General features: G+C 66.9%; 12 protein-coding genes. All 12 read right to left on the bottom strand.

Going from position 1 to position 12,072, the window contains the following annotated elements:
- Positions 1 to 11: 11 nt before the first annotated feature.
- Entirely contained in the window at positions 12 to 722 is a 711-nt protein-coding gene (locus FNH05_RS20315; protein ID WP_246127853.1) for a hypothetical protein, read from the bottom strand.
- Between the two features lie 145 nt (positions 723 to 867).
- The gene (locus FNH05_RS20320) at positions 868 to 2,127 is read right to left on the bottom strand and encodes an MlaD family protein (RefSeq protein ID WP_144590294.1); all 1,260 of its coding nucleotides are present in this window, start codon (positions 2,125 to 2,127) and stop codon (positions 868 to 870) included.
- Positions 2,127 to 3,338, bottom strand: a complete 1,212-nt coding sequence (locus FNH05_RS20325) for an MCE family protein (protein WP_144590295.1) — start codon at positions 3,336 to 3,338, stop codon at positions 2,127 to 2,129. Before FNH05_RS20325 ends, FNH05_RS20320 begins: the two co-directional genes overlap by 1 nt.
- Positions 3,335 to 4,513, bottom strand: a complete 1,179-nt coding sequence (locus tag FNH05_RS20330; protein WP_144590296.1) for an MCE family protein — start codon at positions 4,511 to 4,513, stop codon at positions 3,335 to 3,337. The genes FNH05_RS20325 and FNH05_RS20330 overlap by 4 nt, the downstream gene beginning before the upstream one ends.
- On the bottom strand, positions 4,510 to 5,496 hold the full coding sequence (locus FNH05_RS20335) for an MCE family protein (RefSeq protein ID WP_144590297.1): 987 nt from the start codon (positions 5,494 to 5,496) through the stop codon (positions 4,510 to 4,512). The genes FNH05_RS20330 and FNH05_RS20335 overlap by 4 nt, the downstream gene beginning before the upstream one ends.
- Positions 5,493 to 6,524 carry an MCE family protein gene (locus tag FNH05_RS20340; RefSeq protein ID WP_144590298.1) on the bottom strand — a complete coding sequence of 344 codons (1,032 nt, stop codon included), beginning with the start codon at positions 6,522 to 6,524 and terminating at the stop codon, positions 5,493 to 5,495. Before FNH05_RS20340 ends, FNH05_RS20335 begins: the two co-directional genes overlap by 4 nt.
- Positions 6,521 to 7,867 carry an MCE family protein gene (locus FNH05_RS20345; RefSeq protein ID WP_144590299.1) on the bottom strand — a complete coding sequence of 449 codons (1,347 nt, stop codon included), beginning with the start codon at positions 7,865 to 7,867 and terminating at the stop codon, positions 6,521 to 6,523. The genes FNH05_RS20340 and FNH05_RS20345 overlap by 4 nt, the downstream gene beginning before the upstream one ends.
- Positions 7,864 to 8,703, bottom strand: a complete 840-nt coding sequence (locus FNH05_RS20350) for an MlaE family ABC transporter permease (RefSeq protein ID WP_144590300.1) — start codon at positions 8,701 to 8,703, stop codon at positions 7,864 to 7,866. The genes FNH05_RS20345 and FNH05_RS20350 overlap by 4 nt, the downstream gene beginning before the upstream one ends.
- A 1-nt stretch (position 8,704) precedes the next feature.
- Entirely contained in the window at positions 8,705 to 9,499 is a 795-nt protein-coding gene (locus tag FNH05_RS20355) for an MlaE family ABC transporter permease (protein WP_186382646.1), read from the bottom strand.
- A complete protein-coding gene (locus tag FNH05_RS20360; RefSeq protein WP_144590305.1) occupies positions 9,496 to 10,647 on the bottom strand; it encodes an ABC transporter ATP-binding protein in 1,152 nt (383 codons plus the stop codon). Before FNH05_RS20360 ends, FNH05_RS20355 begins: the two co-directional genes overlap by 4 nt.
- Positions 10,648 to 10,853: 206 nt before the next feature.
- On the bottom strand, positions 10,854 to 11,243 hold the full coding sequence (rplL, locus tag FNH05_RS20365; RefSeq protein ID WP_144590301.1) for a 50S ribosomal protein L7/L12: 390 nt from the start codon (positions 11,241 to 11,243) through the stop codon (positions 10,854 to 10,856).
- A gap of 42 nt (positions 11,244 to 11,285) precedes the next feature.
- The gene (gene rplJ, locus FNH05_RS20370; protein WP_144590302.1) at positions 11,286 to 11,840 is read right to left on the bottom strand and encodes a 50S ribosomal protein L10; all 555 of its coding nucleotides are present in this window, start codon (positions 11,838 to 11,840) and stop codon (positions 11,286 to 11,288) included.
- Positions 11,841 to 12,072: the final 232 nt, after the last annotated feature.

A 12,072-nucleotide genomic window follows, 5' to 3' on the forward strand; every position in this document is an offset into this window, starting at 1 on the left:
GAACCTGGCGGTCACTGACCGCCGGTCACCACCGGCACCGAGCCGATCGAGGACACCTTCCAGTCCTGCCCGACCCTGGTCATCTGGACCTCCAGCCGCAGCGGCTTGGCCACCTGCGGCTGCCCGTCCTTCGTCACGAGCGTGCTGATGGCCGCCAGCAGGCTGGCCTTGCCCTCGTGCTCGTTGAGCTCCTCCACCCCGATCTCCTGCACCGTCGTGGTGACCTTGGTCTTGGCGTCGGTCATCGCCTGCCGGTAGGTCTGCTCGATGTTCTTGATCTGGTTCTGCATCTCGGGCGCGGAGACGTCGAGCTGCTTCTGGAAGAAGGCGTCGAGGTTGCTGTAGTCCAGTTCGGTGTAGGCCCTGACCGCGATGCCCGCATCATGAACGACCTCGTCCCTGGCCTGTGCGAGCGGCAGGTTGTCGTCGCTGGAGGCCACCCACCACTGGATGCCGAACACCGCGGCGACGATCAAGGCGGCCGCCGCCAGTCCCGCCGAGCCCAGCAGCAGGAACCGGCCGAGGCGGGGATCCTCCTCGGAACGCTCCTCGAGCAGGTCCTCGTCGGGCTCCCCCGGATCTGCCTCGTCCGCTTCCCGCGGGTTGGCCTCGTCCTGGTCCTTCTCCACCGCTTCCGCGTCGAGCCCGGTGACCTGAGTGGTCTCGGGAGTCTCGACGGCCGGGGTCTCTTCGCGGGCCTCGTCGGAACTCTCGGAACTCATAGCACTCCAAGCTTCGGGGAGAACACGGACACGGACGGACGGGCCGCCCGCCAGGGGATGTGCCTCGCGCTCACGTGCCGCACCGCCTTTCCACAGTAAGGAGACGTCTGTTTCGTCCTCGTCAGGACCCCCGACGGCCCCACGGTCAGCCCGGCAGCCCGAGCAGGGCGGCCAGGCTGTTGAGCGAGACCGCCGGCGAGCCGACGACACCCGGGGTACCGCGCATCTCGGCCAGCGCCTGCTGCTCCCGTCCGGCGTTGGCGTTCACCTGCTGCTGGTTCGGGGCCACCGGCACGCCGTTGTACGGCGCGTTCTGGGCCCCGCGGACGTCGATCGGACTGCCCGCCGGTTCGGCACAGTAGGCGTTCCAGTCCGGCTGCCGTTCGGCCAGGTCCGCTCCGGTGCGGTACTGGCCGGCGTCCTTGTACCCCTTGGTGCAGGGCGGGGGGTCGAACAGGTTCAGTGCCAGCCCGAGGTGGGCCATGCCGTCGCCCGGCGCCACGCTGTTCGCCCCGACCGCCAGCACCGGGTAGCTGACCAGCACCTGCTCGATCCCGGCCTGCCGGGTGAGCAGCAGGTTCGAGGTGGTGAGCAGGTTGGCGACCAGTTCGCCGAGACCGGGACCGACGTCGGTGATCAGCTTGTTGATCGACTGGGCCGCGCCGGGGGTCACGTCGATCAGTTTCCGGATGTCGCCGTCGGAGTTCTTCAGCGTCGCCGACAGCTGGTTCAGGTTCCTGCTGAACTCGGCCATCGAGGAGGCCTCGGCGTTCTGGGTGTCCAGCACCTTGCCGCCCGAGTCGAGCAGCCGCACGGTCTGCGGCAGGTACTGCTGGGCGGTCTTGGTGAAGTCCCGCATGGTGTCCAGCAGGACCTGCAGATCGTCGCCGGTGCCATTGAATGCCCGGTACGACTCGTCCACCACGGTGCGCAGCGCGTCGGTGGGCACCGAGTTGGCCAGCCCGTCCAGATCGCCGATGACCTGTTCGGTGCTGATCGGCGTGGTCGCCCTGTCCGCGGTGATCACCGAACCGCCGTGCAGGAACGGCGCGCCCTCGGCGGCCGGCCGCAGGTCGACGTACTGCTCGCCGACGGCGGAGCGGTCGGCGATGACCACTCGCAGGTTCTCCGGGACGGCCGGGGCCTTCGGGTCGATGTCCAGCTCGGCTTCCAGCCCCTTGGCGGTGAGCCGCAGCGGTCCGACCTTGCCGATGTTGTAGCCGCGGTAGGTGACCTCGGCCCCGGTGAAGATGCCGCCGGACTCGTTGAGCTGGAGCTTGACCGTGTAGCCGCTCTGGCCGAACACCTGCCCGAGCCCGGCGAAGCGGATCAGCGCGTACACGATGAAGACCACCGAGATCACCAGGAACGCGATGAGCTGGATCTTGGTCCTGCGGACGAGCATCAGGCACCTCCGGTCAGCAGGCCGAGCAGGCCGCCGAGCCCGGGCTGCTGCTGCGGCAGCCCGCCCCCCGTGCCGCCCGTGGTCGTCTTCGACTGCGTCTTCTGGCCGGTGCCCAGCGGCAGCGGTGGTGTGGTGCTCGCGTCGGTGGACCCGCCGGTTATGCCGCCCGTCACGTTGTCGGGCAGCACCCCCGACAGCGCGTTCTGCCTGCTACGGCCGAGGTTGTCGATGATGTCCTTCAGGTTCAGGTCGATGTCCGCGTAGAGGTTGAAGTAGTCGCCCTTGGCGCCTGCCGTCGCCCCGTCGGAGAACGGGTAGGTGAGCAGCAGCTCCAGCGACTTGGGCAGGTTCGCACCGGCCTGGCCGAGCTTCTGCAGGGTGGGCAGCAGCGCGCGGAGGTCGGCCACCAGGTCGGCCTGGCTCTTCTGGATGGTGTCGACGGTGACCCCCGACAGGTTGCGCATCGCCTGCAGCATCGTCACCAACTGGCCACGCTGCTGTTCGAGCACGGCGAGGCCAGGACCGAGGCCGTCGATGGCGCCGGCGATCTGGTCCTTCTGGTTGTTCAGAGTGGTGGCGAGCCGGTTCAGCCCGTCCAGCGCACGAGTGATGTCCCCGGACTGTTTGTCCAGTGTGGACACCAGTTCGTTGGCGTTGTCGAGCAGTTTCCGGATGTCGGTCTCGCGACCGGAGGTCGCCGCGTTGAGTTCCTTGGCGATGGTGTTGATCTGCTCGACGCCGCCGCCGTTGAGGAGCATGGACAGCGCACCGAGCACCTCTTCCACGTCCACGCTCCGGCTGGTGCGGGCCAACGGGATCTCGGCGCCGTCGGCCAGCTTGCCCTGGGCCAGGTCCTGCCCGGGCGAGGCCAGTTCGACGTACTTCTCGCCCAGCAGGCTCGACTGGCGGATGTTGGCCAGCGCGTTCGCGGGGAGCTTGACGTCCCCGTTGATCTCCATGGTCACCTCGGCGTGCCAGCCGTCCTGGCTGAGCGAAACCGATTCGACCCGGCCCACCGGGACCTCGTTGACCTTCACGCCCGAGCGGGGCACCAGGTCGAGCACGTCCCGGAACTGGGCCTTGACCGTGTACGGGTGGCTGCCGAGATCCGCGCCACCGGGCAGCGGCACGGTGTAGATCCCGCCGAACCCGCACCCGGTCAGCAGCAGTGTGGTGGCCACTCCGGTGGCGGCCAGCGCGAGGCGCTTCACTTCGACGCCCCCGTCCCGTAGATGTCGACGAACGGCAGGGGCAGCGGCGGCAGTTGACCGTGCTGCAGCGCGTTGATCGTCTGCGCCACCGAAGGCAGCCGCACCGTACCGTCCAGGATGGTCGCCACCGAATTGCACAGGGTGCCCACCGCCTTGAGCTGGTTGACCTGTTTGAGCAGCTGGCAGACCATCACCAGCGGCGGCTGGGTGAGCTCGTTGATGTTGGGCCGGGCGTCCAGGGTGCCCGAGGACCCGTTGTAGGCCTCCACCAGGTTGCCCAGACCGACCGGTGCGACGTCGAGGATCTCGGCGAGCGCGCTGCGCTGGTCCACCAGCACCTTCGTCACACTGGCCAGGTTGTCCACATTGGACCGCAGCGCATCGTGGTGCTTGTCGATGAAGTCCTGCACCATGGCCAGCGTCGTGCCGAGCTGACGCACCGTCGCGGCGAGGTTGTCCTTCTCCCCCGCCAGGTAGCCGCTGACATCGGCGAGGTTGTTCTCGAACGCGCGGACCTGCTTGTCGCTGTTGGCCAGTGCGGTCGAGAAGTCGGCCAGGTTCTGGATGGTCGCGAAGAGGTCGTTCCGATTGCCCGCCAGCGTGCTGGACGCCTGGCTCAGCTTGGTGATCGTGTCGTGCAGCGCTTGCCCGTTGCCGTCGAAGTTGTCCGCCAGCGTGGTGAGCAGGTTCGATAGCGAGCCGTTCTTGTTGACGCCGTTGGGCCCGAGCGACTGGGTGATCTTGTTCAGGCTGGCGTACAGATCGTCCACCTCGACCGGCACCGCGGTGCGGCTCAGCGGGATCGTCGCGCCATCGTTGATGATCTTGCCGCCGGTGTAGGCCGGAGCCAGTTGCACATACCGGTCGCTGACCAGCGACGGGGCGACGACCGCGGCCTGCGCGTCGGCCGGGATCGCCACCGACCGGTCGTAGGTCATGTCGACCTTCACCTGGTTGCCCATCGGCTGCACCGCGGTGATCGTGCCCATCTCCACCCCGAGCACGCGCACGCTGTTGCCCACATAGAGGCCGACCGCACTGGAGAAGTAGGCCGTCAGGTGCTTCTTGCCGGCGTCCTTGAGGGTCCACCACAGGGCGCCCGCGACGACGAGCCCGAGCACGCACGCCACGGCGACGCCGCGCGCCAGCTTCTGGCCGAGCCGGGTGTCACTCATTTCTGGTTACACCCCTCTTCGTTGAGCGGACCCACCGAAGGCAGGATCAGGCCGCAGATGTAGTTGTCGAACCAGTGCCCGTTGCCGACCGAGTTGGACAGCAGCCGGATGTACGGCGCGTACCGCTTGATGCCCTCGGCCAGCGAATCCTGGTTGCGCTGCAGCATCCCGGTGAGCTGGTTCAGCGACTTCAGCACCGGCGTCAGCTGCGCGTCGTTGTCCTTGATCAGCCCCTGCAGCTGGGTGGCGAGCTGCTGTGAACCCGTGAGCAGCGTCGAGATCGCCGTCTCGCGCCGGGAAATCTCGTCGAGCAGCTGGTTGCCGTCGGCCATCAGCTTCGTCAGTTCGGCGTCACGATCGGCGAGCGTCTGGCTGATCTGCTTGGTGTTCGACAGCAGGTGCGACAGCTGGTCGTCGCGCTTGGCGATGGTGTCCGACAGTTTCGACAGACCCGACAGCGCACCCTTCACCTCGTTCGGTGTGCCGGACAGGGTCTGCGACAACGTGTCGAAGCTCTTCGCCAGCTGCTGCGTGTCGACCTGGTTCACCGTCGTGGACAGGTCCCGGAACGCGTCCAGCACGTCGTAGGGCGCGAGCGTCCGTTCCTTCGGGATGGGGGTGCCCGGGTCGAGCGTCTTCTCCCCCATCGGGTCCAGCGCCAGGTACTTCTGCCCGAGCAGGGTCTTGATCTTGATGATCGCGTTGGTCCGGTCGCCGAGCCAGGCGTTCTTGACCTTGAACGACACCTTCACCTGGGCACCGTCGAGCGCCACGTCGGTCACCTTGCCGACCTTCACCCCGGCGACCCGCACTTCGTCGTCGGGCTTGAGTCCCGCCGCCTCGGTGAACTCGGCGCTGTAGGTGGTGCCCGCCCCGATGATCGGCAGGCTGTCCGCGTTGAGCGCCACCACGAAGCCCAGCACCATCACGATCAGGCCGGCCACCGCGATGGGAACCGGGTTGCGGGACTGGAAACTCCTCATGCGCCACACCGTTCCCTTGTCGCGGGCAGGATGGGCAGGTTGATCGGCTCGTTGAGCACCGGCGGCAGCGCGACGCTACCGCTGGCCGAACAGAGGTAGAAGTTGAACCACGAGCCGTAGTCCGCGGTGCGCGCCAGCCTCGTCACCTTCTCCGGCAGGAACTGGATGAAGTGTTCCACCAACGACTGGCTGTCGTTGAGGTTGTTGCTCAGCAGCCCGAGCGCGGCGATGTCGTTCTTGAGCGGATCCCGCGCCTTGTCCAGCAGGCCGCTGGTCGTCTTCGCCAGCCCGCCGAGTGCGTCGATGGCGTCCCCGATCGGCTTGCGGTCCTGGGCGAGCCCGGACACCAGTTGCTGGAGCCGGACGATCAGGTCCGACAGCTGCGGGGTGTGCGCGTTGACCGTGTCCAGCACGCTGTTCAGGTTCGTGATCACCTCGCCGATGACCTGGTCCTTCTGCGCGATGGTGCTGGTCAGCGACGCGGTGTGGGCGAGCAGGCTGTCGATCGTGCCGCCCTCACCCTGCATCACCTGGATGATCTCGTAGGACAGCTTGTTCACGTCGTCCGGCTGGAGCGCGGTGAACAGCGGTTTGAACCCGTTGAACAACTCGTCCAGATCCAGCGCCGGTTTGGTCTGCTCGATCGGGATCGTCGCCCCCGGCCTGAGCGGCTGCGCCGAAGTACCGCTGCCCTGTTCGATCGAGAGGTACCGCTGGCCGACGAGGTTGCGGTACTTGATCTGGACGGTGATGTTCGACGGCAGCGTGCGGCCGGAGTCCACCTCGAAGTCGATCTGCGCCTGCCTGCGGTCGACGATCTTCACGTCGGTCACCTGACCGACCTTCACACCCGCGATTCGGACGTCGTCACCCGCCAGCACCAGGGTCGCGTCCGTGAACCGGGCGCTGTAGCCGTTGGTGCTGCCGGTGTTCACGTTCGCGATGCTCACCCCGAGTATCGCGGTGAACAGCACGGTGACCACCATGAAGACGAGCAGCTTGATCAGTGGTCCGAACAGTCCCTTCACTGGATCGTCACCTCCGCGCCCCGGTACAGCGGGCCGACGAGCAGCCCGCTCCAGCCCGGCATGTCCGCCGGCGCGATCCCGACCTGCGGTCCGACCAGTTGCGCCAGGAAATCCGCCTCCGCCGGGGTGTTCGCCGGATTGCCCGCGGTCGACCCGCCACCGTTGTAACCACCGGCGGTCGCCGCGGTGTTCGCCGGCACCAGGCCGTCGCTGACGGCCCGGGACCCCGGCGTCGGCGTCGAGCCGTCCTTGATCGGGCCGTCCGGCGGGTACTGCGGGAAGGGCTGCGGGTAGTCCTTGACCTGGTAGCACCGCGGGCCGCGCTTGTCCTCGAACCGCGGTTCGTCCCGGCCCGCCTTGTAGGCGCCGCGGTTCACCACGATCTCGAGCTTCGCGTGCAGACCGGGCTGCTTCGTACCGACGCCCATCACCTTGTTGATCACCGGCACCAGATCGGCCATCTGCCCGAACACGCACGGGTACTCCGGCGAGTACTTCGCGACAAGTTCCGCCGTCGGCCGCGAGCTCGCCGAAAGGCTGATCAGGTTCGAGGCATTGGCTCGCAGGAAGGATTCCACGTCCTGCGACGCGTTCGTCACATCGGCGTAGAGCGCCTGCAGGTTCTGCCGCTCGGCCACGATCGTCTTACTGGTGACCGAGAAGTTGTCCAGCGCCTGCACCAGGTCCGGCGCGGAAGCGCTCAGGTTGTCGGAGAACTTGGCCAGTGCGCGAAGATTGTGCTGCAACTCGGGCAGATGCGGGTTGAGACCGTCCAAATAGGTCCCCAGCTCCGACAGGGTCTGCCCGAGCGTCTCGCCCCGGCCCTGCAGAGCGGTCGAGATCGCGGTGAGCGTGGCGGACAGCTTCTGCGGCTGCACGGCCTGCAGCACCGGAAGCAGGTCGTCCAGCGCCTTCGACAACTGCACGGCGGTGGAGCTGCGGTCCTCCGGGATCACGTCGCCCGCCCGCAGCGTTTTCGGCGCCGGGCTGTCCGGGATCTCCAGTGAGACGTAGCGCTCGCCGAACAGCGTCTTCGGGATGAACCGCGCCGAAACGTTCGACGGGATCAGCTTCGCCGATTCCGGGTCCAGCGCCAGGGTCAGCTCCGCGCCCCGCTGCGTGGCCGAGATCGACTTCACCGAGCCGACGATCAGCCCGCGCACCTTCACGTCGGACTGCGGCGACAACTGGTTGCCGACCTCACCGGCTTCGAGCTTCACCTCGACGTAGCTGGAGAACGCCTGGTTGTAAAGCGCGATACTCAGCGTCACCCCGCCGACCAGGACGGCGATCAGCAGCAGGCCGAGCAGCCTGCGCCGCAGTGTGGACACCGCCCCGCTCATCCGGCGATCCTCACCGTGGTCGCGGTGCCCCAGATCGCGAAGCCGATGAAGAAATTGATGATCGAGATACTCACGATGCTCAGCCGCACCGCGCGGCCCACCGCGACACCCACGCCGGCCGGACCGCCCGAGGCCCGGTAACCGAAGTAGCAGTGCGTCAAAATGATCACCACACTGAAGATCAGCACCTTGATGAACGAATAGAACACGTCCTGGGGTGGCAGGAACAGGTCGAAGTAGTGGTCATAGGTACCCGCCGACTGGCCGTAGAGGTAGATGACCACCAGCCGCGAGGCCAGGTACGACGAGAGCAGCCCGATGACGTACAGCGGGATCACCGCGACGAACCCGGCGATGATCCGGGTCGTCACCAGGTAGGGCAGGCTCGGCACACCCATCACTTCGAGCGCGTCGATCTCCTCGGAGATCCGCATCGCGCCCAGCTGGGCGGTGAAGCCCGCGCCCACCGTCGCCGACAGCGCGAGACCGGCCACCAGCGGCGCGATCTCCCGCGTGTTGAAGAAGGCCGTCAGGAAACCGGTGAACGCCGAGGTACCGATCGAGTTCAGCGCCGAATAGCCCTGCAGACCCACCAGGACACCGGTGAACAGGGTCAGGCCGACCATCACGCCGACCGTTCCGCCGATCACCGCGAGCGAACCCGAACCGAAGCTGACCTCCGCCAGCAGGCGCAGCGTTTCCTTGGTGTAGCGGCGAAGCGCCCGCGGTGTCCAGGCCAGTGCCCTGGCGTAGAACGACATCTGGTCACCGAAGGTGTCCAGCACTTCGAGGGGCCGATTCGCGATCCGTTTCGCGCTCTGGCCGAACGTCGCCATTTCAGCTCAACTTTCCGGGCACGATCTGGAGATAGACCAGGGTGATCACGAAGTTCACCACGAACAGGAGCAGGAACGTGATGACCACCGACTGGTTCACCGCGTCGCCCACCCCCTTCGGGCCACCGGCCGGGTTCAGCCCGCGATAGGCGGCGACCACGGCGGCGATGAAACCGAAGATCAGCGCCTTGATCTCGCCCACCCACAGGTCGGGAAGCTGCGCCAGCGCGGAGAAACTCGCCAGATAGGCACCGGGGGTACCGCCCTGGAGTACCACGTTGAAGAAGTAGCCGCCGAGCACGCCGATCACGCTGACCATGCCGTTGAGCAGGAGCGCGACCAGCATCGAGGCCAGTGTCCTCGGCACGATCAGCCGTTGCACGGCCGAAACGCCGAGCACCTCCATCGCGTCGATCTCTTCACGGATCGTGCGCGCGCCGATGTCGGCACAGATCGCGCTACCGCCGGCACCCGCGACGAGCAGCGCGGTCACCAGCGGGCTGGCCTGCTGCACGGTGGCGAGCACGCTGCCGGCACCGGTGTAGGACTGGGCCCCGAGCTGGCGGGCCAGCGAACCGAACTGCAGCGAGATCACCGCACCGAACGGAATGGCCACCAGCGCCGTGGGCAGGATCGTGACACTGGCGATGAACCAGGACTGCTGGATGAATTCCCGCAACTGGAAGGGCCGCTGGAAGATCCCGCGAATGATGTCCAGCCCGAGGGCGAACAACTTCCCGGTCTCCCTCAGCATTCCCATGCCGGGAATCTTGGCCGGAGAGGCCGTTGAGCTCATGCCTTGCCCTGCCCCTGGTTCCGCATCCGGTGGGTGTCGTCTTCTCTCGAGGGCCACGCGGCGTCGGGTATCTGCGCTATCCGGTCGGTCGGCAGCTGCCCCTGGTGCTGTCCCTGCCCCGGTCCGGTTTGGACGGTGTGGCGCGGGCGGATCCCGTACCGGGCCTGTTCGGCCGGGGTGAGGGACTCGATGATGCCCTCCTGGGCGGCGGGCGGAAGCGTGTGCAGGATCTGCATGACGCGGTCCTTGCGGCGGATCGCGCCCTGGCGGGTGGGCACGCCGGGGGTCGGCTGCATCTGCGGCGGGATACCGACGACCTCTTCGACCCCACCGGCGTGGTGGCCCGCCTCGAACATGGCCTTCTCCGCGGCCATGGTGGCCTGGTCCTTCTCCTCGGACATGCCGATCGGCCCGTCCATGCGGCCGTTGAGGAACTGCTTGACCACCGGCTCCTCGCTGGTCAGCAGCACCTCGCGCGGGCCGAACATGACCAGTTCCTTACGGAAGAGCATGCCAAGGTTGTCCGGCACCGTGCGCGCCAAGTTGATGTTGTGCGTCACGATCAGGAACGTCGCGTCGCTCTGCGCGTTCACGTCGAGGAACAGTTGCGAAATGTAGGTGGTGCGGACCGGGTCCAGACCCGAGTCCGGCTCGTCCACCAGGATGATCTCCGGGTCCAGCACCAGCGCACGGGCCAGCCCGGCCCGCTTGCGCATACCACCGGAGATCTCGCCGGGGAGCTTCTTCTCCGCACCGGCCAGACCGGTCATATCGAGCTTTTCCAGCACGATCCGCCGGATCTCGGTCTCGGACTTCTTCGTGTGCTCCCGCAAGGGGAAGGCCACGTTGTCGTAGAGGTTCATCGAGCCGAACAGCGCGCCGTCCTGGAACAGCACCCCGAACAGCTTGCGGGTCTCGTACAGCTTGTGCTCACTGCACCGCACGATGTCGACACCGTTGACGACGCACTTGCCGCGATCCGGCTTCAACAGCCCGATCATCGACTTCAGGAACACGGACTTGCCCGTTCCCGATGGACCGAGCATCACGGACACCTCGCCCGGAGGCAGGGTGAGTGTCACGTCACGCCAAATGGTCTGCCGGCCGAACGACTTCGTCAGCCCTTCGATGACCACCTCGGCACCCATCGCACCTCCCGGAGCTCCCATGGTGACGGCTCACACACCTTAGACAGGTCGCGCATGGTGAGCGCACCCACATCAGGTGAACCAACGACCAAAGTGCGGTGGAGGTTACTCATGAGTTTCGCAATCCACAATCCAGGTGAACAAAAAAGGCGGGCACCCCCTTCGGGGTGCCCGCCCGCAACTTCCGGATTCCGGAAATTACCGTGTCACTTGATGCTGATCTTGGCGCCGGCGGCCTCGAGCTTCTCCTTGGCAGCCTCGGCGGCTTCCTTGTCGACCTTCTCGAGCAGGGCCTTCGGAGCGCTCTCGACGAGCTCCTTGGCCTCCTTCAGGCCCAGGCCGGAGACGATCTCGCGAACGACCTTGATGACCTGGATCTTCTTGTCACCGGCACCCTCGAGGACGACGTCGAACTCGTCCTGCTCCGGCTCGGCCTCGGCGGCCGCACCGGCACCCGGGGCGGCGGCCGCGACGGCGACCGGGGCGGCCGCGGTGACGTCGAAGGTCTCCTCGAACTTCTTCACGAAGTCCGAGAGCTCGAGCAGGGTCAGCTCCTTGAAAGCGTCGAGCAGTTCGTCGGTGCTCAGCTTCGCCATGATGGCGTCCTTTCTGATGTAGCGGTTCGGGGGTGGGGTAGGTCAGCTCTCGGCAGGTGCTTCTTCGCCGGAGGCCTCGGATCCTTCGCTCTGCTTGTCGTGCAGCGCGGCGGCCAGACGGGCGACCTGGGCAGCCGGCGCCTGGAACAGCGCGGCGGCCTGGGACAGCTTCGCCTTGAACGCGCCCGCGGCCTTGGCGAGCAGGACCTCACGGCTGTCGAGATCGGCGATGCGGTTGATCTCGTCGACCGTGAGCGGGCGGCCGTCCATGTAGCCGCCCTTGATCACAAGGGCCTGGTTGTCCTTCGCGAAGTCACGAAGCGCCTTGGCGGCGTCGACCGGCTCACCCTCGACGAAGGCGATGGCGGTCGGGCCGACGAACAGCGCGTCGATACCCTCGAGACCGACGTCCTGCGCGGCACGCTTGACGAGGGTGTTCTTCGCGACCCGGTACTTGGCACTGGTGCCGAGAGCGCGGCGCAGCTGGCTCAGCTGGGACACGGAGAGGCCGTTGTACTGGGTGACCACGGTGGCCGAGCTGTTGCGGAACCGGTCCGCGATCTCGGCGACAGCTGACACCTTGTCGGGCTTCGCCATTCCTCGCCTCCTCTCTTGGCTGGTGACCACCGGAGGTGAAGGCGCCGAAACGACAAACGCCCCGGCGCAGCAGGCGCGGGGCGTCAAAGAGCACACAACAAAGGCTGCTCGGCCTCGTTCCTCCTGCGCGGGCCGCCCGCCATGGCGGGACCTTCGTTCCGCTCGCCTCGGGGCTTGCGGAAAACCAGCGGTCTTCGGTAGAACCGCCGACCAGAATACGCGATCCCCGCAC

It is taken from the genome of Amycolatopsis rhizosphaerae (assembly GCF_007713715.1).
In the GTDB taxonomy this organism is placed as follows: Bacteria; Actinomycetota; Actinomycetes; order Mycobacteriales; family Pseudonocardiaceae; genus Amycolatopsis_E; species Amycolatopsis_E rhizosphaerae.